The organism is Escherichia sp. KTE52, from assembly GCF_000408325.1.
In the GTDB taxonomy this organism is placed as follows: Bacteria; Pseudomonadota; Gammaproteobacteria; order Enterobacterales; family Enterobacteriaceae; genus Escherichia; species Escherichia marmotae.
The window spans coordinates 1,991,045-2,016,071 of record NZ_KE138680.1 but is presented as its reverse complement, the minus strand read 5'-3'; the positions used below and the strand labels follow the sequence as shown (position 1 = coordinate 2,016,071).

The 25,027-nt window shown below is 52.0% G+C and carries 24 protein-coding genes; 9 read left to right on the top strand and 15 right to left on the bottom strand.

The genetic code is table 11. The annotated features are described in order from the left end of the window. Positions 1-85: 85 nt before the first annotated feature. The 5 genes from ispC to rpsB all read right to left on the bottom strand — a co-directional run bounded on the left by ispC (position 86) and on the right by rpsB (position 4,928). Positions 86-1,282 carry a 1-deoxy-D-xylulose-5-phosphate reductoisomerase gene (gene ispC / locus A1SC_RS02380; RefSeq protein ID WP_000811946.1) on the bottom strand — a complete coding sequence of 399 codons (1,197 nt, stop codon included), beginning with the start codon at positions 1,280-1,282 and terminating at the stop codon, positions 86-88. A gap of 91 nt (positions 1,283-1,373) precedes the next feature. Continuing rightward, entirely contained in the window at positions 1,374-1,931 is a 558-nt protein-coding gene (gene frr, locus A1SC_RS02385) for a ribosome recycling factor (protein ID WP_000622419.1), read from the bottom strand. 291 nt (positions 1,932-2,222) lie between these two features. Next, positions 2,223-2,948: a UMP kinase gene (gene pyrH, locus A1SC_RS02390; RefSeq protein WP_000224575.1), complete on the bottom strand. Its 726-nt coding sequence runs from the start codon at positions 2,946-2,948 to the stop codon at positions 2,223-2,225. 146 nt (positions 2,949-3,094) lie between these two features. Then, on the bottom strand, positions 3,095-3,946 hold the full coding sequence (tsf, locus tag A1SC_RS02395) for a translation elongation factor Ts (protein WP_000818112.1): 852 nt from the start codon (positions 3,944-3,946) through the stop codon (positions 3,095-3,097). Positions 3,947-4,202: 256 nt separating this feature from the next. Next, positions 4,203-4,928 carry a 30S ribosomal protein S2 gene (gene rpsB, locus A1SC_RS02400; RefSeq protein ID WP_000246882.1) on the bottom strand — a complete coding sequence of 242 codons (726 nt, stop codon included), beginning with the start codon at positions 4,926-4,928 and terminating at the stop codon, positions 4,203-4,205. A 367-nt stretch (positions 4,929-5,295) separates the two neighbouring features. Here rpsB and map point away from each other — a divergent pair, with 367 nt between their 5' ends. From map to A1SC_RS02425, 5 genes are all read left to right on the top strand, one after another. Next, on the top strand, positions 5,296-6,090 hold the full coding sequence (map, locus tag A1SC_RS02405; RefSeq protein WP_001018205.1) for a type I methionyl aminopeptidase: 795 nt from the start codon (positions 5,296-5,298) through the stop codon (positions 6,088-6,090). Positions 6,091-6,274: 184 nt separating this feature from the next. Then, complete coding sequence (gene glnD, locus A1SC_RS02410; RefSeq protein WP_001517774.1) at positions 6,275-8,947, top strand: bifunctional uridylyltransferase/uridylyl-removing protein GlnD; 2,673 nt, start codon at positions 6,275-6,277, stop codon at positions 8,945-8,947. Positions 8,948-8,977: 30 nt separating this feature from the next. Further along, entirely contained in the window at positions 8,978-9,802 is an 825-nt protein-coding gene (gene dapD, locus A1SC_RS02415; protein ID WP_001186657.1) for a 2,3,4,5-tetrahydropyridine-2,6-dicarboxylate N-succinyltransferase, read from the top strand. Between the two features lie 53 nt (positions 9,803-9,855). Beyond that, complete coding sequence (gene yaeI, locus A1SC_RS02420) at positions 9,856-10,668, top strand: phosphodiesterase YaeI (protein WP_024214652.1); 813 nt, start codon at positions 9,856-9,858, stop codon at positions 10,666-10,668. A 158-nt stretch (positions 10,669-10,826) separates the two neighbouring features. Next, positions 10,827-11,213 carry a DUF3461 family protein gene (locus A1SC_RS02425; protein WP_000272188.1) on the top strand — a complete coding sequence of 129 codons (387 nt, stop codon included), beginning with the start codon at positions 10,827-10,829 and terminating at the stop codon, positions 11,211-11,213. Between the two features lie 63 nt (positions 11,214-11,276). On the opposite strand, the gene cdaR is transcribed toward A1SC_RS02425, so the two are convergent. The 3 genes from cdaR to dgt all read right to left on the bottom strand — a co-directional run bounded on the left by cdaR (position 11,277) and on the right by dgt (position 15,656). After that, entirely contained in the window at positions 11,277-12,458 is a 1,182-nt protein-coding gene (gene cdaR, locus A1SC_RS02430) for a DNA-binding transcriptional regulator CdaR (RefSeq protein WP_032141542.1), read from the bottom strand. Positions 12,459-12,584: 126 nt separating this feature from the next. Next, on the bottom strand, positions 12,585-14,009 hold the full coding sequence (gene degP / locus A1SC_RS02435; RefSeq protein ID WP_001517772.1) for a serine endoprotease DegP: 1,425 nt from the start codon (positions 14,007-14,009) through the stop codon (positions 12,585-12,587). 129 nt (positions 14,010-14,138) lie between these two features. Next, positions 14,139-15,656 carry a dGTPase gene (gene dgt / locus A1SC_RS02440; RefSeq protein ID WP_016262891.1) on the bottom strand — a complete coding sequence of 506 codons (1,518 nt, stop codon included), beginning with the start codon at positions 15,654-15,656 and terminating at the stop codon, positions 14,139-14,141. Positions 15,657-15,739: 83 nt separating this feature from the next. Here dgt and mtnN point away from each other — a divergent pair, with 83 nt between their 5' ends. The 3 genes from mtnN to A1SC_RS02455 are packed head-to-tail and all read left to right on the top strand — an operon-like array spanning position 15,740 to position 17,892. Then, complete coding sequence (mtnN, locus tag A1SC_RS02445; protein WP_000689856.1) at positions 15,740-16,438, top strand: 5'-methylthioadenosine/S-adenosylhomocysteine nucleosidase; 699 nt, start codon at positions 15,740-15,742, stop codon at positions 16,436-16,438. Next, complete coding sequence (gene btuF / locus A1SC_RS02450) at positions 16,431-17,231, top strand: vitamin B12 ABC transporter substrate-binding protein BtuF (RefSeq protein ID WP_016262890.1); 801 nt, start codon at positions 16,431-16,433, stop codon at positions 17,229-17,231. Before mtnN ends, btuF begins: the two co-directional genes overlap by 8 nt. A gap of 37 nt (positions 17,232-17,268) precedes the next feature. Beyond that, the gene (locus tag A1SC_RS02455; protein WP_000964219.1) at positions 17,269-17,892 is read left to right on the top strand and encodes a TRIC cation channel family protein; all 624 of its coding nucleotides are present in this window, start codon (positions 17,269-17,271) and stop codon (positions 17,890-17,892) included. Positions 17,893-17,936: 44 nt separating this feature from the next. Here the strand turns inward: A1SC_RS02455 and erpA are convergent, their stop codons facing one another. The 4 genes from erpA to A1SC_RS25690 are packed head-to-tail and all read right to left on the bottom strand — an operon-like array spanning position 17,937 to position 19,843. Beyond that, complete coding sequence (gene erpA / locus A1SC_RS02460) at positions 17,937-18,281, bottom strand: iron-sulfur cluster insertion protein ErpA (protein ID WP_001295564.1); 345 nt, start codon at positions 18,279-18,281, stop codon at positions 17,937-17,939. After that, on the bottom strand, positions 18,274-18,339 hold the full coding sequence (gene yadW, locus A1SC_RS25310) for a small protein YadW (RefSeq protein WP_122983118.1): 66 nt from the start codon (positions 18,337-18,339) through the stop codon (positions 18,274-18,276). The genes erpA and yadW overlap by 8 nt, the downstream gene beginning before the upstream one ends. A 23-nt stretch (positions 18,340-18,362) precedes the next feature. After that, positions 18,363-19,784: a H(+)/Cl(-) exchange transporter ClcA gene (clcA, locus tag A1SC_RS02465; RefSeq protein ID WP_000845418.1), complete on the bottom strand. Its 1,422-nt coding sequence runs from the start codon at positions 19,782-19,784 to the stop codon at positions 18,363-18,365. An 11-nt stretch (positions 19,785-19,795) separates the two neighbouring features. Further along, positions 19,796-19,843: a hypothetical protein gene (locus A1SC_RS25690; RefSeq protein WP_214678600.1), complete on the bottom strand. Its 48-nt coding sequence runs from the start codon at positions 19,841-19,843 to the stop codon at positions 19,796-19,798. 165 nt (positions 19,844-20,008) lie between these two features. Here A1SC_RS25690 and hemL point away from each other — a divergent pair, with 165 nt between their 5' ends. Beyond that, positions 20,009-21,289 carry a glutamate-1-semialdehyde 2,1-aminomutase gene (gene hemL / locus A1SC_RS02470; protein WP_016262889.1) on the top strand — a complete coding sequence of 427 codons (1,281 nt, stop codon included), beginning with the start codon at positions 20,009-20,011 and terminating at the stop codon, positions 21,287-21,289. Positions 21,290-21,323: 34 nt separating this feature from the next. Here hemL and fhuB read toward each other — a convergent pair whose 3' ends face one another. From fhuB to fhuC, 3 genes are read right to left on the bottom strand one after another with little or no spacing between them, the layout of a single operon-like run. Further along, positions 21,324-23,306: a Fe(3+)-hydroxamate ABC transporter permease FhuB gene (gene fhuB / locus A1SC_RS02475; protein ID WP_016262888.1), complete on the bottom strand. Its 1,983-nt coding sequence runs from the start codon at positions 23,304-23,306 to the stop codon at positions 21,324-21,326. Then, complete coding sequence (fhuD, locus tag A1SC_RS02480) at positions 23,303-24,193, bottom strand: Fe(3+)-hydroxamate ABC transporter substrate-binding protein FhuD (protein WP_016262887.1); 891 nt, start codon at positions 24,191-24,193, stop codon at positions 23,303-23,305. Before fhuD ends, fhuB begins: the two co-directional genes overlap by 4 nt. After that, positions 24,193-24,990, bottom strand: a complete 798-nt coding sequence (gene fhuC, locus A1SC_RS02485; RefSeq protein WP_016262886.1) for a Fe3+-hydroxamate ABC transporter ATP-binding protein FhuC — start codon at positions 24,988-24,990, stop codon at positions 24,193-24,195. Before fhuC ends, fhuD begins: the two co-directional genes overlap by 1 nt. Positions 24,991-25,027 lie beyond the last annotated feature (37 nt).

The window sequence follows — 25,027 nt, the reverse complement described above, 5'->3', positions numbered from 1 at the left end:
CAACTACTTACGATCAGATGGCGCAGACTATATCACTGAAGCCCTACGCTAACAAATAGCACGACTCTCTGTAGCCGGATTATCCTCAGCTTGCGAGACGCATCACCTCTTTTCTGGCGACCTCGCGCGCATTGACATCAACAGACAACACATCGTCCACGCATTGTGGTTCGCGCATATCCATTTTTTCCAGCACGGATAAATTCAACGCGGCGATATCCGTAAAACGAATCCGTTGCGCAAGGAAGGCTGCAACACTAATTTCGTTTGCGGCGTTCAATGCCGTCGTCGCAGCCTGGCCTTGTTCAAACGCATCCATCGCCAGTTTCAGACATGGATAACGTTCATAATCCGGTGCGGAAAATGTCAACGCACTCAGTTTGCAAAAATCGAGCGGCTTCACGCCAGAGTTCACGCGATTCGGCCATGCCATGGTGTGGGCAATTGGCGTTCGCATGTCGGGTTCACCCAACTGCGCCAGAACACTGCCGTCCTGATAACGCACCATTGAGTGAATCACTGACTGCGGATGAATCAGCACTTCCATCTGGCTGGCGCTAGCGTTAAACAACCAGCGCGCTTCAATGTATTCCAGACCTTTGTTCATCATGGTGGCCGAATCGACGGAAATTTTACGTCCCATCGACCAGTTCGGATGACGACAAGCTTGATCTGGCGTCATTGTTGCCAAATCACGCAATGGCGTCTCACGGAAAGGGCCACCAGACCCGGTAAGTAAAATGGACACCACGCCATTTTGCTCAAGGTCAGCGTATCCCAGATTGTGCTGAATAGGTTGCGGTAAACTCTGAAAAATGGCGTTGTGTTCGCTATCGACGGGTAATAACTGCGCTTTGCTCTGCTTTACGGCGTCCATGAACAGACGTCCACAGGTGACCAGTGATTCTTTGTTTGCCAGCAGTATGGTTTTACCCGCGCGGATCGCGGCAAGCGTAGGTAGCAGGCCTGCGGCACCGACAATCGCAGCCATCACCTGATCAACATCGTCAAGCGCCGCCATATCGCAAGCAGCCTGCTGGCCACTTAAGACTTCGGTGCGGCTACCTTGTTGTTGTAGCGTCGTTTTAAGAAGTTTCGCACTCGCTTCATCGTCCATAACAGCATAGCGGGGAGAGAATTCCAGGCACTGTTCTACCATGCGAGTGACATTTTTTCCTGCCACCAGCGCAACTACGCGGAAGTGTTCGGGATTATGGCGCACCACGTCCAGCGTGCTGCAACCAATCGAGCCGGTCGAGCCCAGAATGGTGAGTTGCTTCATGAAACATCCAGAGTTGAGACAGAATAAAAAGCAAAACGCCGCCAGCCGATCCGCAAGGATCTACTGAGCGGCGTTTTTGTCGTTCAAGAAATCAGAACTGCATCAGTTCTGCTTCTTTGTCTGCCAGCGCCGCTTCAATTTTCTTGATTGCAGCGTCAGTCAGTTTCTGTACATCGTCTTGAGAACGGCGATCATCATCTTCGCTGATCTCTTTTTCTTTCAACAGTGCTTTCACTTTGTCGTTCGCGTCACGGCGCACGTTACGCACCGCAACACGTGCTTGTTCTGCTTCACCACGAACGATTTTGGTCAGATCTTTACGACGTTCTTCCGTCAGCGGAGGCAGTGGAACACGAATGTCGCTACCCGCAGAGTTCGGGTTCAGGCCGAGGTCGGACGCCATAATCGCTTTTTCAACGGCCGGAGACATTGAACGGTCAAACACGTTGATTTTCAGTGTACGGGAATCTTCTACCGTTACGCTTGCCAGTTGACGCAGCGGCGTCGGCGTGCCGTAATATTCCACGACAATGCCATCCAGCAGGCTGGGAGAAGCACGACCCGTGCGTATTTTGCTGATTTGGGTTTTGAACGCTTCTACGCATTTGTCCATGCGTACTTCAGCATCTTTTCTGATATCGCTAATCACGTTACGAATCCTTGAAAACTTGTCTCAGTCAGACCAGACAGTCACACACAGTGGAAGTGTGCTAAGTATAGCCCTGATTAAACATATTACGGGTAATCGTCTGGATTATTAGACTATTTTATTTGCCATTTTGACCCTGGGCAGTGCTCGCAATCCTCACGTACTTTTGTACGCTCCGGTTGTTGCGCGCTGGCCGTGACCAAACTGCCTGAAACAATAACGCCTTATAATCAGACTTACGCCCCCGCGATACTTATGCGGAATCTTACCCTTATTTATCCATTACGGGAATTATTCCGTAATCAAAGTCCCTTCTTTTTCACCCATTACCACACGGCGCAGCGCACCCGGTTTGTTCATGTTGAAAACACGAATCGGTAATTTGTGGTCACGAGCCAGCGTAAAGGCAGCCAGGTCCATCACTTTCAGTTCTTTCTCCAGCACTTCACTGTAGGTCAACTGCTCGTACATAGTTGCAGTTGGATCTTGCGCCGGGTCAGCGGTAAACACACCGTCAACTTTGGTTGCTTTCAGCACCACATCGGCTTCAATTTCGATACCACGCAGGCAAGCTGCAGAGTCAGTGGTGAAGAATGGGTTACCAGTACCGGCAGAGAGGATCACCACACGGTTATTACGCAACAGGCTGATAGCTTCGGCCCAACTGTAGCTGTCACACACGCCATTCAATGGAATAGCGGACATCAGACGAGCGTTCACATAGGCGCGGTGCAGTGCATCACGCATTGCCAGGCCGTTCATCACGGTCGCCAGCATGCCCATGTGGTCGCCCACAACGCGGTTCATACCCGCTTTCGCCAGACCAGCACCACGGAACAGGTTACCCCCACCAATCACCACACCAACCTGAATACCCAGTTCAACCAGTTCTTTGATTTCCTGAGCCATGCGATCCAGTATGCTTGCATCAATACCGAAGCCTTCAGTGCCCTGCAGAGCTTCGCCACTTAACTTAAGCAGAATGCGTTTATAGACGGGTTTTGCATTGGTAGCCATGTTTCTTTCCTGAGACTGTCAACGATTGAAATGAATTAATACTGGCGACATTGTACGTCGCTTTTCAGCGCAGCCCCATAAGGGTTAGCTGAATTTACAAGATGGGCGCAAAAAGAAGCCGCCCTCAGGCGGCTCCTTTTCGATAATTAAGACTGCTTGGACATCGCAGCAACTTCTGCTGCAAAGTCAGTCTCAACTTTCTCGATGCCTTCACCCACTTCGAAGCGGATGAAGCCAGTCACTTCAGCGTTATGCTCTTTCAGCAGTTGACCAACAGTTTTTGCCGGTTCCATAACGAACGGCTGACCGGTCAGAGAAACTTCGCCGGTGAATTTCTTCATGCGGCCTTCAACCATTTTCTCTGCGATTTCTTTCGGCTTACCAGACTGCATCGCGATGTCCAACTGTACCTGGTATTCTTTCTCTACCACTTCAGCGGATACGTCTTCCGGTTTGATGAATTCTGGTTTGCTTGCAGCAACATGCATAGCGATGTGTTTAACCAGCTCTTCGTCAGCGCCTTTAGCAGCAACCAGAACGCCGATACGCGCGCCGTGCTGATAAGAACCCAGAACGTCGCCTTCCAGCGCAGCAACACGGCGAATGTTGATGTTTTCACCGATTTTCGCTACCAGCGCAACACGTTCTTCTTCGAACTGTGCTTTCAGAACTTCAACGTCAGTGATTTTGCCAGCAACCGCTGCGTCCAGAACTTTGTCTGCGAACGCCTGGAAACCAGCATCTTTTGCCACGAAGTCAGTCTGGCAGTTAACTTCCAGAATGATGCCGTAGTTGCCGTCGATTTTGGTTTTGATCACGCCGTCAGCAGCAACGTTGCCTGCTTTTTTCGCTGCTTTGATCGCACCAGACTTACGCATGTTTTCGATTGCCAGCTCGATGTCGCCGTTAGCTTCAGTCAGTGCTTTTTTGCAATCCATCATGCCTGCGCCAGTACGCTCACGCAGCTCTTTTACCAGGGATGCGGTAATTTCAGCCATTCTAAAATCCTCGGAGATGTGATCTGCCCGGAATTAAACCGCACAGATATAAAAGTGAAAAAGGGGGCCATATGCAGGCCCCCTAACCAAACGTGTACTACCTGGTCTATAAGGGCTCTCCCCTTCATATTTCAAGCTGCAGGCGCGTTGTCTTCGCTCGCTCACTCAGGTCACTTACTTAAGTAAGCTCTCTGGGATTCTCGAGCTTGCCGCCTTCCTGCAACTCGAACTATTTCGGGGGAGTTATCAAGCCTTATTACTCAGCTTCTACGAAGCTTTCTTCCGCCTGGGAAGCCAGATCCTGAGAACGGCCTTCACGAACGGTTGCAGCAACAGCGCCCAGGTACAGGGTTACAGCACGGATTGCGTCGTCGTTACCCGGGATAACGAAGTCAACACCGTCCGGATCAGAGTTGGTATCAACGATAGCAAATACCGGAATACCCAGGTTGTTTGCTTCTTTGATAGCAATGTGTTCGTGGTCAGCATCGATTACAAACAGAGCGTCCGGCAGACCGCCCATGTCTTTGATACCGCCCAGGCTGTTTTCCAGTTTCTCCAGCTCACGAGTGCGCATCAGCGCTTCTTTCTTGGTCAGCTTGTCGAAAGTACCGTCCTGAGACTGAGTTTCCAGATCTTTCAGACGTTTGATGGACTGACGAACGGTTTTCCAGTTAGTCAGCATACCGCCCAGCCAGCGATGGTTCACGAAGAACTGGTCGCAGCTCAGAGCAGCGTCTTTCACCGCTTCGCTTGCAGCGCGTTTAGTACCAACGAAAAGGATTTTACCTTTGCGAGAAGCAATCTTGTTCAGTTCAGCCAGAGCTTCGTTGAACATCGGTACAGTTTTCTCAAGGTTGATGATGTGAACTTTGTTACGCGCACCGAAAATGAACGGCTTCATTTTCGGGTTCCAGTAACGGGTCTGGTGACCGAAGTGAACACCAGCCTTGAGCATGTCGCGCATGGAAACAGTTGCCATGATTAAAACCTCTATATAAAAGTTGGGGTTATGCCTCCACGTATCCCATATTACCGACCCCAAAGGGCACCCCGGAATATGTGCCGATACGTGTGTGTTGTTACACAAAGTGAGATTGTCGCTTCCGTCCAGTCTGTGTATACGAAATGGATCGGAAGTCCGGCGCGCTTTATACCACAAATACGCCGTGGACTCCAATAATTGTTGGTGCGGTGTACAACATCACACGATGAACTTTCTATTACAGGAAACCCTCGGTGGCACGTTTCGCGAAGTTCAGAATGATTCTCAATTTGGCAGGGTGTGATACCATTGACAGCACTTAAATATATATTGTCGGTATCACCGACGCTGATGGACAGAATTAATGGCTATCTCAATCAAGACCCCTGAAGATATCGAAAAAATGCGCGTCGCTGGCCGCCTGGCTGCCGAAGTGCTGGAAATGATCGAACCGTATGTTAAACCGGGCGTCAGCACCGGCGAACTGGATCGCATCTGTAATGATTATATTGTTAATCAGCAACACGCAGTTTCTGCCTGCCTCGGCTATCACGGTTATCCGAAATCCGTTTGCATTTCTATTAATGAAGTGGTGTGCCACGGTATCCCGGACGACGCCAAACTGCTGAAAGACGGCGACATCGTTAACATTGACGTCACCGTAATCAAAGATGGTTTCCACGGCGACACCTCAAAAATGTTTATCGTCGGTAAACCGACCATCATGGGCGAACGCCTGTGTCGCATTACGCAAGAGAGCCTGTATCTGGCGCTGCGTATGGTAAAACCGGGCATTAATCTGCGTGAAATCGGCGCGGCAATTCAGAAATTTGTCGAAGCAGAAGGCTTCTCCGTCGTTCGTGAATATTGCGGGCACGGCATTGGTCGCGGCTTCCATGAAGAGCCGCAAGTGCTGCACTATGACTCCCCAGAAACCAACGTCGTGCTGAAACCGGGGATGACCTTCACCATCGAGCCAATGGTCAACGCGGGTAAAAAAGAGATCCGCACCATGAAAGATGGCTGGACGGTAAAAACCAAAGATCGCAGCTTGTCTGCACAATACGAGCATACTATTGTAGTGACCGATAACGGCTGCGAAATTCTGACGCTACGCAAGGATGACACCATCCCGGCGATAATCTCGCACGACGAATAAGAGGAAGACAAACGCAAAATTGCCTGATGCGTCCTACCTTCTCCATTTGCAAGAAGTTGTAGGCCGGATAAGGCGTTCACGCCGCATCCGGCATGAACAAAGCGTACTTTGTCAACAATCTGAAGCCGGCGAATGCCGGCTTTTTTAATGCGATAATTTAATCTAATCTTATGGGTGGCGCACAATGAATACCCTTCCAGAACAGTACGCAAACACCGCTCTCCCCACCCTTCCCGGTCAACCGCAAAACCCTGGCGTCTGGCCCCGTGATGAATTAACCGTCTGTGGAATAAAAGCCCATATCGACACTTTCCAGCGTTGGCTGGGCGATGCCTTTGACAGCGGGATTTCTGCGGAACAATTGATTGAGGCGCGCACTGAGTTTATCGACCAGCTCCTGCAACGTTTATGGATAGAAGCGGGTTTCAGCCAGATTGCCGATCTGGCGCTGGTTGCCGTCGGTGGCTATGGTCGCGGCGAGTTACATCCGCTTTCAGATATCGATTTACTGATCTTAAGTCGTAAAAAACTCCCGGACGATCAGGCGCAAAAAGTGGGCGAACTGTTAACGCTGCTCTGGGATGTGAAGCTGGAAGTCGGTCATAGCGTGCGCACCCTTGAAGAGTGTATGTTGGAAGGGCTATCGGATTTAACCGTCGCCACCAATTTAATTGAATCACGTCTGTTGATTGGCGATGTGGCGCTATTTCTCGAACTGCAAAAGCATATTTTCAGCGAAGGATTCTGGCCTTCTGACAAGTTCTACGCGGCGAAAGTTGAGGAGCAAAACCAGCGCCACCAGCGTTATCACGGCACCAGTTACAACCTCGAACCAGATATCAAAAGCAGCCCCGGCGGCTTGCGTGATATCCACACCCTGCAATGGGTCGCCCGCCGACATTTCGGTGCTACATCGCTGGATGAAATGGTGGGGTTTGGCTTCTTAACGTCTGCGGAGCGGGCGGAATTAAACGAGTGTCTGCATATATTGTGGCGCATTCGCTTTGCCCTGCATCTGGTCGTTAGCCGTTACGATAACCGACTGCTGTTTGATCGCCAGTTAAGCGTCGCCCAGCGTCTGAATTACAGTGGCGAAGGTAACGAACCGGTCGAACGAATGATGAAGGATTATTTCCGCGTCACGCGTCGCGTCAGCGAACTCAACCAGATGCTGCTGCAACTGTTCGATGAAGCCATCCTCGCCCTCCCCGCAGATGAAAAACCACGTCCGATTGACGATGAATTTCAGCTACGTGGTACGCTGATCGACCTACGCGATGAAACGCTGTTTATGCGCCAGCCGGAAGCCATCTTGCGCATGTTTTATACCATGGTGCGCAATAGCGCGATCACTGGTATTTACTCCACCACGCTGCGTCAGTTGCGCCATGCCCGTCGCCATCTGCAACAACCGCTGTGTAATATTCCGGAAGCGCGAAAACTGTTTTTAAGCATTCTTCGACACCCTGGCGCAGTGCGTCGCGGACTTTTGCCAATGCATCGTCATAGCGTGCTCGGTGCCTATATGCCGCAGTGGTCGCATATCGTCGGGCAGATGCAGTTTGACTTGTTCCACGCTTACACAGTGGATGAACACACCATTCGCGTGATGCTGAAACTGGAAAGTTTTGCCAGTGAAGAGACGCGCCCTCGCCACCCGTTGTGTGTGGATGTCTGGCCACGCCTGCCATCGCCGGAGCTGATTTTCATCGCCGCATTGTTTCATGATATCGCCAAAGGACGCGGCGGCGATCACTCCATACTCGGCGCACAAGACGTGGTGAATTTTGCTGAACTCCACGGGCTGAACTCGCGCGAAACGCAACTGGTGGCCTGGCTGGTTCGCCAGCACTTGCTAATGTCGGTAACCGCTCAGCGCCGTGATATTCAGGACCCGGAAGTCATCAAACAGTTTGCCGAAGAAGTACAAACGGAAAATCGTCTGCGCTATCTGGTATGCCTGACGGTGGCTGATATTTGTGCCACTAACGAAACGCTGTGGAATAGCTGGAAGCAAAGTCTGTTGCGTGAGCTCTATTTTGCTACCGAAAAGCAGCTACGACGCGGAATGCAAAATACGCCGGATATGCGCGAACGGGTTCGCCATCACCAGCTTCAGGCGCTGGCTCTGTTGCGCATGGATAACATCGACGAAGAGGCGCTGCACCAAATTTGGTCGCGCTGTCGCGCTAACTATTTTGTCCGCCATAGCCCAAATCAACTGGCCTGGCACGCGCGCCATTTATTACAGCACGATTTAAGTAAGCCGCTGGTATTACTTAGCCCGCAAGCCACGCGCGGTGGCACCGAGATTTTTATCTGGAGCCCGGACCGCCCATACCTGTTTGCCGCCGTTTGTGCCGAGTTAGACCGTCGCAATTTAAGCGTTCATGACGCGCAAATTTTCACCACCCGCGACGGTATGGCGATGGATACCTTCATCGTGCTGGAGCCAGATGGCAGCCCTCTGTCCACTGATCGCCATGAAGTTATTCGTTTTGGTCTGGAGCAGGTACTGACACAAAGTAGCTGGCAGCCACCTCAGCCGCGTCGTCAACCCGCCAAACTGCGTCATTTTACCGTTGAAACCGAAGTGACGTTTTTGCCAACCCATACCGACCGAAAATCATTCCTCGAGCTGATTGCTCTCGACCAGCCTGGACTGCTGGCACGGGTAGGGAAAATTTTTGCCGATCTGGGAATTTCGCTTCATGGTGCCAGAATTACAACCATTGGTGAGCGAGTAGAAGATTTATTCATAATCGCCACCGCTGACCGACGTGCACTTAATAACGAGTTGCAGCAGGAAGTACATCAGCGGTTGACAGAGGCCCTCAATCCAAACGATAAAGGGTGATGTGTTTACTGATATGAAAAGAGTTTAACAATGCAGCAGTTACAGAACATTATTGAGACCGCTTTTGAACGCCGTGCCGAGATCACGCCAGCCAATGCAGACACCGTTACCCGCGAAGCGGTAAATCAGGTGATCGCCCTGCTGGATTCCGGCGCACTGCGTGTTGCGGAAAAAATTGACGGTCAGTGGGTGACGCATCAGTGGTTAAAAAAAGCGGTGCTGCTCTCTTTCCGTATTAATGATAATCAGGTGGTAGAAGGAGCAGAAAGCCGCTACTTCGATAAAGTGCCGATGAAATTCGCCAACTACGACGAAGCACGTTTCCAGAAAGAAGGCTTCCGCGTGGTGCCACCCGCGGCAGTGCGTCAGGGTGCGTTTATCGCCCGTAACACTGTGCTGATGCCGTCTTATGTCAACATCGGTGCATACGTTGATGAAGGTACGATGGTTGATACCTGGGCCACAGTCGGTTCCTGTGCGCAGATTGGTAAAAACGTGCACCTGTCTGGCGGTGTAGGTATCGGTGGTGTGCTGGAGCCGCTGCAGGCTAACCCGACCATCATTGAAGATAACTGCTTCATCGGCGCGCGTTCTGAAGTCGTTGAAGGCGTAATTGTCGAAGAAGGTTCCGTTATTTCCATGGGCGTATACATCGGTCAGAGCACCCGTATTTACGACCGTGAAACGGGTGAAATCCACTATGGTCGCGTTCCGGCAGGTTCTGTAGTTGTTTCTGGCAACCTGCCGTCGAAAGATGGTAAATACAGCCTTTACTGTGCTGTTATTGTTAAGAAAGTTGACGCGAAAACCCGCGGTAAAGTCGGCATCAACGAACTGCTGCGTACCATCGATTAAGAGTATGTACACGGGCAGCATGATGCTGCCCGTTTTCTTTGCAGGGAAAGATGATGATTTCACGCCGACGTTTTTTACAGGCTGCCACCGCAACGTTAGCCGCAGGCTCAGGTTTCGGCTATATACATTACCTGGAACCCGGCTGGCTTGAATTAACCCATCAGCACATCGTCTTTTTTAAAGATAAAGCCGCACCGTTCAAAATTCTTTTTCTTGCCGATCTCCATTACTCCCGCTTTGTTCCACTCACCCTGATATCAGAAGCCATTGCCCTTGGAGTGGCGCAAAATCCCGATTTGATATTGCTGGGCGGCGACTACGTACTATTTGATATGCCGCTGAATTTTTCGGCGTTTGGTGGCGTACTATCTCCCCTTGCCGAATGTGCGCCGACATTTGCCTGTTACGGCAACCACGATCGCCCCGTCGGTACGCAAAAGAATCGCTTAATTAGCGAAGCGCTGAAATCGGCTGGTATCAAGGTGTTGTTTAACGAGGCAACGGTTCTCTCCACACAGAATCGACAATTTGAACTGGTTGGCACTGGGGATTTATGGGCTGGGCAATGTAACCCTCCCGGCGTAAACGACGCTAATCTGCCACGGCTGGTGCTGGCACATAATCCCGACAGCAAAGAAGTCATGCGTGATGCCCCCTGGGATCTGATGCTGTGCGGTCATACTCATGGCGGGCAGCTACGCGTGCCATTGGTTGGCGAATCTTTTGCACCAGTCGAAGATAAACGCTACGTCACCGGGTTAAATGCGTTTGGTGAACGAAAAATCTATACGACCCGCGGCGTGGGAAGTTTGTATGGGCTGCGGCTTAACTGCCGTCCGGAAGTGACGATACTGGAACTGGTGTAGAACGTAAAATCTATCGCCAGAATAAAGCAGGTAATTTTTTAATTTTTACGCCATGATAGAAGTCTGGAAAAAGGCTTTCTGCGATCACAGTCGAGCCGGGCGGGCCAGGCCAAATGCTAAGATAAGCACAATTTACTGACTCATTTTGAGGTAACGCTATGTACGACAATCTGAAAAGTCTGGGTATTACCAATCCTGAAGAAATTGATCGTTACAGCCTCCGGCAGGAAGCCAACAACGATATTCTGAAAATCTATTTCCAGAAAGATAAAGGTGAGTTTTTTGCCAAGAGCGTGAAGTTTAAATATCCACGTCAGCGCAAAACGGTGGTTGCAGATGGTGTGGGTCAGGGCTATAAAGAAGTTCAGGAGATCAGCCCGAATCTGCGTTATATCATTGATGAGCTTGATCAAATCTGCCAACGCGATCGTAGCGAAGTGGATCTTAAACGTAAAATTCTCGATGACTTGCGTCACCTGGAGTCAGTGGTGACCAATAAGATCAGCGAAATTGAGGCGGATCTGGAAAAGCTGACACGCAAATAATAGTAACTGATGTCATTCTGCGAGCCGGGTAAAGTATCACCCGGCTTTAATTTTGTTATGAACCTACCGCTCTTCATCCAGTTGCAACGCCACATACAGCAACAGCCTGTCATCAAAATTACCCAAATCCAGCCCGGTCAATTCAGAGATACGGTTGAGACGATACTCCAGCGTATTACGATGGATAAACAACGCCTTTGACGTTGCCAGCGGCTGCACATTATGGCGAAACCACGCCGCCAGCGTACGCCGTAGCAAACCGTTATTATCCATCGCTTTGAGCCGTGCCAGAGGACGAGCCAGTTCGTTGGCTTGCCAGTCACCGCGCAAACTATCAAGTAAAACAGGCAACATCAGATCCTGATAAAAATAGCAGCGATTTTCTGGCATTCGCTGCTTACCGACGACCATCGTCGTTTTCGCCGTGCGATAAGAACGGGCAATACTGCCATGACCGGTAAAATAGTTACCCAGCGAAACGCGGAAACGTAACTGACCATACTCTTTCATGCGGGTAATGAGTTGTTCAACTCGCTTACGATGATCTTCCGCATCCCAGCGCCCAAACTGATTCAACGCCGGTTTTAGCACCACCATTTCAGTCAGCGAAACAATCGCAACCAGATTATTACGTTCCGGCATAGTCAGCGCGTTTTGCAGTTGCTGTAATTCCGCCATCGCGCTATCGACGCCAAGCTGACCGCTGTCGACCTCGACAATGGCTACTACGCGGGGTTGATTGAGATCGATGCCCAACCTCTGCGCCCATTCGGTTAATGCTGGCGTACTCTCCTCAGCCTGAATCAGATGCATCACCAGCTCTTCACGCAGTCGGCTATCCTGCGCCAGCAGGTGCATCAACCGTGACTGTTCCAGCATCATTTCTGCCGTCATACAGACCAGCTCGCCATATTTACGCAAATGCTCCGGTTCACCGGTCAGTCCGATCACGCCGACAATTTCGCCCTCAAGCCGTAACGGTAGATTGATCCCCTGTCGCACACCATGCAGATGGCGCGCCACGGCATCATCAATATCGACTACTCGCCCCTGCGAAAGTACCAGCAATGCACCTTCGTGCAATTCACCAATACGCTCACGATCGCCGCTGCCGATAATTCGCCCGCGAGCATCCATTACGTTGATATTGGTATCGATAATGCGCATAGTGCGCGCCACGATATCCTGCGCCATTTTGGTATCAAGATGCCAGCCATAAGCCCTCCGTTGAGCACGGTTTAGCATAAGGAAGTACGCAACGCACAGCATTGTGCAAATGCACAAAGGACAATGCAGAAATATGGAGTTGTGGAGGGAGTCACAAATTGAAAAGAGAACCCCTTCCCGTTTGCAGGAAGGGGTTGAGGGAGATTACTGCATTAACAGGTAGATGGTGCTGTCGCCGCGCTGAATGTTCAGTGCCAGAACAGACGGTTTGCTGTCGAGAACTTTACGCAGTTCAGCAATATTTTTCACTGCCTGCTGGTTCGCGCCAATAATCACATCACCTTTTTTCAGGCCGATCTGTGCAGCCGGAGTGCCCGTTTTCACGTTGTTCACTACCACGCCCTGATCTTTGCCTTTGTTGCTCATCTCTGCGCCTTCAATACCGTTGAAGATGGAGCTGGAATCAACCTGATTCTGGCTGCTCTGCTGCAGTTCCAGGTTCACGTTAACCTGCTTACCATCGCGCAGTAAGCCCAGGGTCAGTTTGCTACCCACCGGCATGGTGCCAACCTGGGCACGCAGCGCGGCAAAGCTGCTGATCGGTTTACCGTTCAGTGAGGTGATCACATCACCCGCTTTAATGCCAGCTTTCGCAGCGGAAGAGTTCGGCAGAACCTGACTTACGAAAGCACCGCGCTGGGCGTCAACTTTCATTGCTTTCGCCAGTTCAGAGTTCAGCTCGGTTCCCATAATGCCCAGCTCGCCGCGTTTCACCTGGCCGAATTCCACCATCTGCGAGGTCAGGTTTTTCACCATGTTACTCGGGATAGCAAAACCGATACCGATGTTACCGCCGTCCGGCGCGAGGATCGCGGTGTTAATGCCGATCAGTTCGCCGTTCAGGTTAACCAGCGCGCCACCGGAGTTACCGCGGTTGATTGCGGCATCGGTCTGGATGAAGTTTTCGTAGTTTTCGGCGTTCAGGCCGCTACGTCCCAGTGCAGAGACGATACCGGAAGTTACCGTCTCGCCCAGACCGAACGGGTTGCCGATTGCTACGGTGTAATCACCTACACGCAGCGCATCGGAATCCGCCATCTTAATTGCAGTCAGGTTTTTCGGATTCTGGATCTGGATCAGCGCGATATCAGAGCGCGGATCTTTGCCAACCATCTTCGCGTCGAACTTACGGCCATCGCTCAGTTGAACTTTAATGACCGTCGCGTTATCAACAACGTGGTTGTTGGTAACAACATAGCCTTTATCGGCATCAATGATGACACCGGAACCCAGCGCCATGAATTTTTGTTGCTGACCGCCGCCGTTACCGCCCTGGCCACCCTGGCAGAACGGAGAACTCTGGAACGGAGAACCGTCCTGGCAGAACGGAGAATCATCACCGAAGAACTGCTGGAAATTACGCGGCATACGCGGCGTATTAACGGTTGTGCTACCTTCTACGTTAATGCTGACCACTGAAGGCATCACCTTTTCGAGCATCGGTGCAAGGCTTGGCATCTGCTGGGCTGTCGTTGCTGAAGAAGTCTCAGCCGCCGTTGCAGAGAGCGGAGATAACGCCAAACCTAAACTCAGAGCCAGTGCACTCAGTGCTAATGTGGTTTTTTTCATGTATTTCAGTCTCGATTAACAGATAACGCAAAATTGCTGTGTTCTTCAGATTCGTTTTATAGCGCGAAGTTCCGAACTAAAGTTTCTGCAAAAAGTAAAAATTTATTGTCCGTCTTTACAAAAGCCTGGTTATTGTTCTACAGCCATCAGACGCCGGTATTCATCCCACGCATAGAGGTCTGTCATACCGCTGATATAATCCTGTAGCAGGCGGCAGCGATAATAATATTCCCATAGAGGAAATTCAGGAGAATCTGACGATAATTTACTGACGGCCTCGACATAGGCCAGCCGATGGCGCGTGGAGAGCTTGTGGAATAAGCGCGATTCAATCGGGAAACGTTTCACCCGTTCTTTTTCTACCAGTTCAGTAAAGTCTGATAACGACAAACTTAATAAAGGACGATAAATCTCTAATAACCCACTAATCACCCGGTAGCCCTGTAATTCAAGCTGCTCGACATCTGGATGGCTAAATACATGTTTTACGGCGACATTTTTATATAACTTCAGAAGATCGCTACATTCACTGGCATCTTCCAACAGCGCATGATTAAACGTTCCGGCAAAAATCGTCGGTAAATTATCAATAAATCGTTGTGCCGCGTAAGGCACCAGTTTATTGAGAGTATTAACCCGTAAATACATAAAAAACTGATCTTCCGTGCTGCGACTTAAGCTATTTGAGCGTGATTTTTCCCAGGCATTTTCTACTACCTGTGCAAACAGCGAACCTTTCTCATGCTGACCCCATGCCTCGTGGAGATGATGATAAAGCTGTTCAACGGTAAATATTCTTTTCTCAACCGCATCTTCAAGATCAGCCACACAATAAGAGATATCGTCGGCAGCTTCCATAATCCACGTTAATGGAAAACGACTGTAAAGAGCCAAATTAAGTTCTTTACGCAAACGGGAAATATAGACTTCTTCGGAAAGATAATAGCCCGGCTTTTTCATTAAATAGTTATGCGTCTCAGGCGTATCACCACGCCACCACGCCGGACGGGTATATTTTAAAATACCGCCAACCTGCGCCCAGGTGAGATTCATCCGCATCAATGTATGCACCAGGCGAATCCCCTGCGCATTGCCTTCAAAATGACATAAATCCTGACGAATTTTGCGCCGCAATTCATTGAGCGGTTCCTCTCCTTCCCTTAATCGCAACGTTGCCACACGACAGCGATCATCGGTCAGCGGCTGACTTTCGGCATCCCCCGGGTACAAACGCTGGCGAAACCAGTCATTAATCGCCGCTTCGCCAAAATGACCAAACGGCGGGTTACCGATATCGTGCATCAGGCATGACATCTCGACAATGCTTTCAAAGGGGCCGGTCAGCTCGTCCAGACCATACTCCTCCAACAATTTAAGCTCTTTCAGACGACTTAATATCTCTTTGGCGATATAGCGCCCTACCTGCTGCACTTCCATAGAGTGGGTAAGACGCGTGCGCACGGCGGCATTACGCTCAAGTGGGAAGACCTGGGTCTTTTGTTGCAGACGGCGAATTGCCGGGGAGTTGATAATACGTCCCCGATCGCTTTCAAAGATCCGCAGGATCTCATGCTCGGTTTTAATACCCTGCGGTGAACGATAACGACGATGCCAGTTTATTTTTTTTCGGAAATCAATCTGTGTCATGTCCTCTCCCGCGTGAGAAATACGCTTCCCCTTAAGCGCATGATAAACTATGCCCTCAAATCGGGCTTATCGCGAGTAAATCTATGAAAATCGGCATCATTGGTGCAATGGAAGAAGAAGTTACGCTGCTGCGTGACAAAATCGAAAACCGTCAAACTCTCCGCCTGGGTGGCTGTGAAATCTACACGGGTCAACTGAACGGAACCGAGGTTGCGCTTCTGAAATCGGGTATCGGTAAAGTCGCTGCGGCGCTGGGTGCGACTCTACTGCTGGAGCACTGCAAGCCAGATGTGATTATTAACACCGGTTCTGCGGGGGGGCTGGCATCAACGCTGAAAGTAGGCGATATCGTTGTCTCTGACGAAACACGTTATCACGACGCCGACGTGACGGCATTTGGCTACGAATACGGTCAGCTACCTGGCTGCCCGGCAGGCTTCAAAGCTGATGATAAATTGATCGCGGCTGCCGAGTCCTGCATTGCCGAACTGAATCTTAACGCCGTGCGCGGTCTGATTGTCAGTGGTGACGCTTTCATCAACGGCTCCGTTGCTCTGGCGAAAATCCGTCACAACTTCCCGCAAGCCATTGCGGTAGAGATGGAAGCGACGGCTATCGCTCATGTCTGCCACAATTTTAACGTACCGTTTGTGGTGGTGCGCGCCATCTCTGACGTGGCCGATCAGCAGTCTCATCTCAGCTTCGACGAATTTCTGGCCGTTGCAGCCAAACAGTCCAGCCTGATGGTTGAGTCACTGGTGCAGAAACTGACTCATGGCTAAGTCACTGTTCAGGGCGCTGGTCGCCCTGTCTTTTCTCGCGCCGCTGTGGCTCAACGCCGCGCCGCGCGTTATCACTCTTTCTCCCGCCAACACTGAACTTGCCTTTGCCGCCGGGATCACCCCGGTAGGGGTCAGCAGTTATTCCGACTATCCACCAGAAGCCCGGAAGATTGAGCAGGTTTCCTCCTGGCAGGGGATGAATCTGGAGCGCATCGTGGCGCTGAAGCCCGATCTGGTGATTGCCTGGCGCGGGGGCAATGCCGAGCGGCAGGTTGACCAACTGATTTCGCTGGGAATAAAAGTGATGTGGGTCGATGCGACAAGCATTGAACAAATTGCTGATGCACTACGCCAACTGGCACCCTGGAGCCCGCAGCCAGACAAAGCCGGGCAAGCCGCGCAAACCTTACTGGAACAGTATGCGCAACTGAAAGCGCAATATGCTGATAAACCTAAAAAACGTGTTTTCTTACAATTCGGCATTAATCCGCCGTTCACCAGCGGAAAAGAGTCGATTCAGAACCAGGTGCTGGAAGTTTGCGGCGGAGAAAACATCTTTAAAGACAGCCGGGTTCCCTGGCCGCAGGTTAGCCGCGAACAGGTATTAGCACGCGCCCCACAGGCTATTGTCATCACGGGCGGAGCGGATAAAATTCCTAAAATAAAGCAATACTGGGGCGAACAGCTCAAAATTCCCGTTATTCCTCTCACGAGCGACTGGTTTGAACGCGCAAGCCCACGTATTATCCTCGCTGCACAACAACTCTGTAATGCGCTTTCACAGGTGGATTAGCGCCTGATATTTTCAGGTGCTCAGTGGGGATTGAGAAATGCTCGTCTATTGGCTGGATATAGTCGGCACAGCGGTATTTGCCATCTCCGGCGTTTTGCTAGCCGGAAAATTGCGTATGGATCCTTTTGGCGTCCTGGTTCTGGGCGTGGTTACCGCAGTAGGTGGCGGGACAATTCGCGACATGGCGCTGGATCACGGTCCGGTATTTTGGGTGAAAGATCCCACAGACCTGGTCGTCGCGATGGTGACCAGTATGTTGACTATCGTTCTGGTACGCCAGCCAAGACGCTTACCAAAATGGATGCTGCCTGTGCTTGACGCGGTTGGCCTGGCGGTGTTTGTTGGTATTGGTGTCAACAAAGCCTTTAATGCGGAAGCAGGCCCACTGATTGCCGTTTGTATGGGGGTGATCACCGGCGTTGGCGGCGGGATCATCCGGGATGTACTGGCGCGTGAAATCCCGATGATATTACGCACAGAAATCTACGCGACGGCCTGCATTATCGGCGGTATTGTCCACGCTACAGCCCATTACACGTTCTCCGTACCGCTGGAAACAGCCAGTATGATGGGGATGGTTGTAACGCTATTGATTCGGCTGGCAGCTATCCGTTGGCATCTTAAACTACCGACGTTTGCACTGGATGATAATGGACGTTGAAGAGAAGATATGCCGGATAGGTTATCCGGCATATTAAAAGCAGATTAGATGCTGAAGGAAGAACCGCAACCGCAGGTGCTTTTCGCGTTCGGGTTGGTCACGATGAAACGTGAACCTTCCAGACCTTCGGTATAGTCAACGGAACCGCCGACCAGGTATTGCAGACTCATCGGGTCAACCACCAGGCCTACGCCCTGTTTTTCGATAGTCATATCGCCTTCGTTCACCTGATCATCAAAGGTGAAACCATACTGGAAGCCGCTGCAACCGCCACCAGTGATATACACGCGTAACTTCAGATTCGGGTTATCTTCATCAGCGATCAGGCTTTTAACTTTGTTGGCTGCTGCGTCGGTAAATTCCAGCGGCAGTGCTACGTCATCACTCATATTTTGCTCCAAACGACATCGGCAATTGGGCAAATTCTAACCCAATAATAAGCGCCATTATCTAATACCCTGGTATTTCGTTCAAGTATTCTCGCTGGCAGCCGCGGCCTTGCTTCGCGCCAGTTGTTCCGCTTCCTGTTTTGCCAGCGTGCGGGCAAGAATCGCTGAGTATAGCGGTTTTCCGCCGGTAAATTGTGCTAATAGTGTTGCGCCAAGACCAGTAATAATCATTGGCAAAATGAGCTGATAGTTATCTGTCATCTCAAGTACCAATATTATCCCGGTTAGCGGCGCACGAACGGATGCCGCCAGTAACGCGCCCATTCCAGCAATAGCAAATGTCCCTGCTTCAAGGTGATATTGCGGAAACAGTTCCGTAGCGACCATGCCAAATGCCGTTCCCAAAACCGTACCAAGCGCCAGCATCGGGGCGAAAATACCGCCCGGTGCACCAGAAGAAAAGCAGAGCAGCGTGGTGATCACCCGCGCAACAAAAATAAAAATCAGCATTCCCATGCTGAAATTCCCTGCTGTCGCGATAGGAATCAGGTTAAAACCGCCGCCCGAAGTTTCTGGCGCAACGAAACCAAGCAAGCCACACAGGCCGCCAATCGCACCGCCCATCAGCACCCATTTCGTGATATTGCCGCCGTGCACACGGTGCAACAAATCCTGCATCCCCAGCACCCATTTATTAAAAATAGGGCCGAAGATACCAAAAATAATACCGAGGATCAGATAAAGCCAGAGCGTATTGAGCGGCGCATCAGAGAGTTTACCTACGTCAATTAACGCGACTTCGTGATTAAATATCCGGTACATAATGGTCGACATAATGACGCCAATAAATACCGCTTTAATCGAAATTAGCGTATAGCGGAATTGCGGACGCATCTCTTCGATAATAAAAAGAATGCCCGCGAGCGGCGCGTTAAAGGCCGCCGCCAGCCCCGCCGCCGCACCGGTTGCCAGCAACGTGTGACGAGCTTCATCACCTTTCATGCGGAAAATATCAAGCACCATGCGGCCAATGTTACCGCCGATCTGTACGGTTGGCCCTTCACGTCCCAGCACCATGCCACCGCCCAGCGTTCCCAGACCACCAAAGAACTTCACCGGCAATACACGCCACCAGCGGACGGGACGTTGATCTTCCAGCGCGCCTTCAATTTCCGGAATACCCGAACCACCTGCTTCCGGCGCGTATTTGCGCACCAAAAAATAACCGAACATCGCCAGCACCGCCGAACAGAGAAAAGCGACGGTCAACAAAAGTGGGTAATTGTCGGCAGTATGTACCAGCGCGCCCATACGTTGGTTCTGCAACCAGGCGACGCCTTTGTCAAAAGCTACTGCTGCCAGCCCGACAAGGGTGCCGACGACCGCAGCCATAAACAAAATGGCTAATGGCGTTTTGTCGCGCTCAAGAAGTTGACGAATCAGTTGTCTGCGTCGCAGACGCGCAGCCTGCGGTATTTCAGAAGAGGGTGTATCAGTTTTCATCCAATGATCACTTATTGGTCATACAAATAAGATGACGGCATTCTACTCGCTCGTTCGATGAAAATCCTTTGCAAAGCGTAATGTTTCAAATGCGCAAAACTTTTATACTCTTAGAAATCCGGGTTGCCGCAGTACAAGCAACCTGATGCTTGACGAGTATTTAACTTGTTATGAATAACATAGAATAGCAGCCATTCACTTTTTCTACGAATCAGGAACCCTCCATGAGTAAGTCTGAAAATCTTTACAGCGCAGCGCGCGAGCTGATCCCTGGCGGTGTGAACTCCCCTGTTCGCGCTTTTACCGGCGTGGGCGGCACTCCACTGTTTATCGAAAAAGCGGACGGCGCTTATCTGTACGATGTTGATGGCAAAGCGTATATCGATTATGTCGGTTCCTGGGGGCCGATGGTGCTGGGCCATAACCACCCGGCGATCCGTAACGCAGTAATTGAAGCCGCCGGGCGCGGTCTGAGCTTTGGTGCGCCGACCGAAATGGAAGTAAAAATGGCGGAACTGGTGACCGAACTGGTGCCGACGATGGATATGGTGCGTATGGTGAACTCCGGCACCGAAGCGACGATGAGCGCTATCCGCCTCGCCCGTGGTTTTACCGGCCGCGATAAAATCATTAAATTCGAAGGTTGTTACCACGGCCACGCCGACTGTCTGTTAGTGAAAGCAGGATCTGGCGCACTGACGCTGGGTCAACCGAACTCTCCGGGCGTTCCGGCGGATTTCGCCAAACATACCTTAACCTGTACCTATAACGATCTGGCGTCTGTACGCGCCGCGTTTGAGCAGTACCCGGAAGAAATTGCCTGTATTATCGTTGAACCGGTAGCCGGTAACATGAACTGCGTTCCGCCGTTGCCGGAGTTTCTGCCGGGTCTGCGCGCGCTGTGTGACGAGTTTGGCGCGTTGCTAATCATTGATGAAGTAATGACCGGCTTCCGCGTGGCGCTGGCGGGCGCACAGGATTATTACGGTGTCGTGCCGGATCTCACCTGTCTGGGCAAAATCATTGGCGGCGGGATGCCTGTTGGTGCCTTCGGCGGCCGTCGTGATGTGATGGATGCGCTGGCCCCGACCGGCCCGGTGTATCAGGCGGGTACACTTTCCGGTAACCCAATTGCGATGGCAGCCGGTTTCGCCTGTCTGAATGAAGTCGCGCAGCCGGGTGTTCACGAGACACTGGATGAGCTGACAACACGTCTGGCGGAAGGCTTGTTGGAAGCGGCAGAAGAAGCGGGGACTCCTCTGGTTGTGAACCACGTTGGCGGCATGTTCGGTATTTTCTTTACCGATGCCGGGTCAGTGACGTGTTATCAGGACGTAATGGCCTGTGACGTGGAACGCTTTAAGCGTTTCTTCCATATGATGCTGGACGAAGGTGTTTACCTGGCACCGTCAGCGTTTGAAGCGGGCTTTATGTCCGTGGCGCACAGCATGGAAGATATCAATAACACCATCGATGCCGCACGTCGGGTGTTTGCTAAGTTGTGATGATTTTGCCTCGCCCACCGGGCGAGGCATTTTATTAACGGCTCTGCTTTCTCAGCAAATAAATAAAATACGGCGCGCCGATAAACGTCGACAATAATCCCGCCGGGATCTGGAACGGAAACAACACCATCCGCCCGCACCAGTCCGCAAACACCAGCAGCAAACCACCCACCAGCGCCGAAATCACAATGTGCGGCATCGTCCGTCGAAAGCCCATCATCCGTGCAATATGTGGTGCCATCAGACCAACAAAACTCAATGGCCCAATGGTCATTGTCGCGGTCGCCGTCAGACAGGCCGCCAGCATCAGCAACGCAATTCGCGTCGGCGTCAGCGCCATTCCCACGGCTCGTGCGGTATCACCACCCAGCGGTAAAATGGTCAGCCAGCGACGGCACAGCGGCGTAATTGCCAGCAAAATCACCATCACAATTCCGGTGCGCCAGACCTGCGCATCGGTGGCATTGTAGGTCGAACCGGAAATCCAGGTCAGCACTTGCGCCATACGTGGATCGCCGCTCGCCTGCAACATCATCAGCAGCATAGTGAACGCGGTGCTTAATGCCATCCCCGCCAGCAGCATCCGATGTGGTGAAAATCCACCGCGCCCGGCGGCGATCATAATGATCAACAGCGTCACCGCCGCACCGAGACTTCCCGCGGGCAGCAACCAGCCAAAGGCGTTGCCCGGCACCAGAAACAGCATCAGCACTACGCCAAACGCCGCACCAGAGCTGATCCCCAGCACTTCGGGGCTTGCCATCGGGTTTCCGGTCAGCCGCTGAATAATACAGCCAGCCACTGCCAGCATCACGCCTGCAAACAGTGCCGCCATAATTCGCGGCCAGCGCCAGGGCATTAAATCCTCAAGCAGTCCCCCACTCGCCCACGTCCAGCCTTGCGAATCACGACCAAACGACAGCGCCACCACTACGGCAATCAGCAGCAGCACACCACCAGCGAGGGCAAACGCCAGCACATGTTGGCGTTCAATCGCGACCCGATCGTTAACCTTCATATCCGGCGCGCTAATGCTGCGTAAACGTGGCAGCAGCCATAGCAGCAGCGGCGCACCAATCAGTGCAGTGACCGATCCGGTGGAAACTTCCATCCATACGCGGGTTAGCCAGAGAATTATCTGATCGGAAAGCCAGAGAATGAGTGCCCCAATCAGTGACGCCAGCATCAGCCGCGGCAGCAGACGACGCGCGCCCAGCATTTTCGCCAGCAGCGGCGCGAACAAACCGATAAAGCCGATAATCCCGACCGCGTTCACCAGCAAGGCGCTGATAACAATCGCCAGAGACAGCGCAGCCAGACGCGCCAGCGACAGTGCCAGCCCCAGATTGCGCGCCACGCCATCATCAAGCCCCATCAGGGTTAACGGGCGCAGTAGTAGCAATGTCAGCATCACGCCGCCCAGTAACTGCGGCCATAAACGTTCAACGCCGCCCCAGTCGGTTTGCGTCAGCGTACCGGTGCTCCACAGGAACATGCTTTGCAACTGGTCATGATGAAAAATGACCAGTAACTGGTTGATTGCCCCGCAATAAAGGCTCACGACCAGACCCGCGAGGATCAACGTCACTGGCGAAAGGCGTTTACCCCACGCGACGCCAAAGACGATTAAGCCAACCACACAAGCCCCCGCCAGCGCGGCGAACTGACTTGCCGCCACACCAGGAATCGCCCACAGCGTGGTGACGGTAATCCCCAGTTGCGCGCCCGTTGCGACGCCAAGCGTGGTCGGTTCCGCCAGCGGGTTACGTAGCACTTGCTGAAACAGCACGCCAACCAGCCCCAGACCCGCGCCAACCAGCAGCGAAATAGCCAGACGCGGCAGCAAGCTGTAGTGAAAAATCATCTGCTCAATGACGTCAATATCCGGCGACCAGATTGCCTGAGTCCACTGGCTACGCGGCAGCGCATGCGAGAAGTTCATCCAGGTGAGCACCACAGCGGCAATCACCAGCAACGCCAACAATAACGCCGGAAAAAGCGCAATTCGTTTACTCACGCCTGGCCTCCAATGGCGTTATCCAGAATGCGCACAAAGTGCATTGCCGAAAGCGTCGCGCCATAGAACCAAACTGCGGGTACGCGTTGAAAACGCCCTGCACGGACAAACGGCATGGCCTGCCACAGCGGTGTCGCCATTAACGCGTCCATGTCCTTACTGTTATTGTGATCAAAACACAGCACATCAACATCTTTATACGCCGCCAGACGATCAATACTGACCGCGGTGCTGCCCCAGAAGTTGGTTTCCCCTTGCCATGCATTCACAATACCGTACTCATCGAGAATTTCCTGGAACAAGCTGTTTGGACCGAAGACCAGCATATGGCGCGGATCGAGAAGCGACGTCAGCAATAACGGGCGCGCTCCACGCTTTACAAAGCGGGGTTTCATACTGCGGATAAATTTTTCATATTGCGCTAAATGCTTTTCTGCCGCGCTTTGCAGGTTGAGCAAATCCGCCATTTCCGTCAGTGATTTACGCGCCATCATCAGTGGCTGTTTGCCGTCGCTGAAGTTAAATCCGCGCCCCGGTGCAATGCGTGCCAGCATTTCTGGCGAAGGGCCATATCCTGCCGACCAGACCATAAACGACGGTTTCATTTCGGTCAGTAGTTCGAGGTTAGGTTCTGTACGCAAACCAACGTCAATCACCGATTCCGGTAATGGCGGTTCGCTGACCCACAGTCGATAGTTAATGGTGTCCGCCACACCGTAAGGCATGATGCCGAGCGCCAGTAGCAGTTCCACCGGCAACCACTCCAGCGCCACAATACGATGCGGATCAATCGCCGCCGCGCGAGCGGTATTCATCTGCCATAACAACGGAGAAAGCGCCATCGCCGTTAACAGTCGACGACGCGAAAGAAGAGGTAAGCCGCTCATCAATAAACAAAACTCACAGGTGCGGCACCCGCCGGATGCGGCAAAATACCCATCGGGATGCCATAAATCATTTCGAGGGTTTCGCCGCGCATAATTTCCGCAGGCGTTCCCTGAGCAATCATTTCACCGCCGCGCAGGGCGACCAGATAATCACAGTAACGCGCCGCCATATTGATATCGTGCAGCACAGCAATCACCGTCAGGCCGCGTTCCTGGCTTAAACGATGCACCAGCGCCAACACGTCAACCTGATGAGCGATATCCAGCGCCGAGGTCGGTTCATCCAGCAGCAGGCATCGGCTATCCTGCGCCACCAGCATGGCGATCCACGCTCGCTGACGTTCACCGCCAGAAAGGCTATCCACCAGCCGATGCGCCAGTGGTTTTAAGCCGACAAGAGCGATGGCTTCTTCGACCTTTTCGCGATCTGCCACGCCAAATCGCCCCAACGCGCCGTGCCACGGATAGCGACCAATCGCCACCAGTTCGCGCACGGTCATCCCTTCAGCCGGAGGAATCTGCTGCGGCAAATAAGCGACTTTGCGGGCAAAGGCTTTACTGCTCCAGCTTTCCAACGGCTGGGCATCAAGAAGAATTTCGCCTTCCGACGGCGGCTGATGACGTCCCAGCATTTTGAGCAGTGTGGATTTACCAGAACCGTTGTGACCAATCAGGCCGGTCACTTTCCCGGTAGGAAAGGTTAACGACAGCGGATGCAAAAGCGTGCGCCCCGGCACACGAAAGGAAATATTACGCAGTGCAAAAGTGGTATCGGAATGATTCGTGTATTCCTGCATAACAGCCAACTTGTGAAGCGGGCACGGAAATCCGTGC

Excerpts from the sequence above, each read along its gene's own strand:
- tsf (WP_000818112.1), bottom strand. The coding sequence starts at position 3,946 with ATGGCTGAAATTACCGCATCCCTGGTAAAAGAGCTGCGTGAGCGTACT.
- cdaR (WP_032141542.1), bottom strand. The coding sequence starts at position 12,458 with ATGCTAAACCGTGCTCAACGGAGGGCTTATGGCTGGCATCTTGATACC.
- clcA (WP_000845418.1), bottom strand. The coding sequence starts at position 19,784 with ATGAAAACTGATACACCCTCTTCTGAAATACCGCAGGCTGCGCGTCTG.
- hemL (WP_016262889.1), top strand. The coding sequence starts at position 20,009 with ATGAGTAAGTCTGAAAATCTTTACAGCGCAGCGCGCGAGCTGATCCCT.
- dgt (WP_016262891.1), bottom strand. The coding sequence starts at position 15,656 with ATGACACAGATTGATTTCCGAAAAAAAATAAACTGGCATCGTCGTTAT.
- ispC (WP_000811946.1), bottom strand. The coding sequence starts at position 1,282 with ATGAAGCAACTCACCATTCTGGGCTCGACCGGCTCGATTGGTTGCAGC.
- btuF (WP_016262890.1), top strand. The coding sequence starts at position 16,431 with ATGGCTAAGTCACTGTTCAGGGCGCTGGTCGCCCTGTCTTTTCTCGCG.
- degP (WP_001517772.1), bottom strand. The coding sequence starts at position 14,009 with ATGAAAAAAACCACATTAGCACTGAGTGCACTGGCTCTGAGTTTAGGT.
- fhuC (WP_016262886.1), bottom strand. The coding sequence starts at position 24,990 with ATGCAGGAATACACGAATCATTCCGATACCACTTTTGCACTGCGTAAT.
- dapD (WP_001186657.1), top strand. The coding sequence starts at position 8,978 with ATGCAGCAGTTACAGAACATTATTGAGACCGCTTTTGAACGCCGTGCC.
- erpA (WP_001295564.1), bottom strand. The coding sequence starts at position 18,281 with ATGAGTGATGACGTAGCACTGCCGCTGGAATTTACCGACGCAGCAGCC.
- rpsB (WP_000246882.1), bottom strand. The coding sequence starts at position 4,928 with ATGGCAACTGTTTCCATGCGCGACATGCTCAAGGCTGGTGTTCACTTC.
- yaeI (WP_024214652.1), top strand. The coding sequence starts at position 9,856 with ATGATTTCACGCCGACGTTTTTTACAGGCTGCCACCGCAACGTTAGCC.
- glnD (WP_001517774.1), top strand. The coding sequence starts at position 6,275 with ATGAATACCCTTCCAGAACAGTACGCAAACACCGCTCTCCCCACCCTT.
- A1SC_RS02455 (WP_000964219.1), top strand. The coding sequence starts at position 17,269 with ATGCTCGTCTATTGGCTGGATATAGTCGGCACAGCGGTATTTGCCATC.
- map (WP_001018205.1), top strand. The coding sequence starts at position 5,296 with ATGGCTATCTCAATCAAGACCCCTGAAGATATCGAAAAAATGCGCGTC.
- fhuD (WP_016262887.1), bottom strand. The coding sequence starts at position 24,193 with ATGAGCGGCTTACCTCTTCTTTCGCGTCGTCGACTGTTAACGGCGATG.
- pyrH (WP_000224575.1), bottom strand. The coding sequence starts at position 2,948 with ATGGCTACCAATGCAAAACCCGTCTATAAACGCATTCTGCTTAAGTTA.
- A1SC_RS02425 (WP_000272188.1), top strand. The coding sequence starts at position 10,827 with ATGTACGACAATCTGAAAAGTCTGGGTATTACCAATCCTGAAGAAATT.
- mtnN (WP_000689856.1), top strand. The coding sequence starts at position 15,740 with ATGAAAATCGGCATCATTGGTGCAATGGAAGAAGAAGTTACGCTGCTG.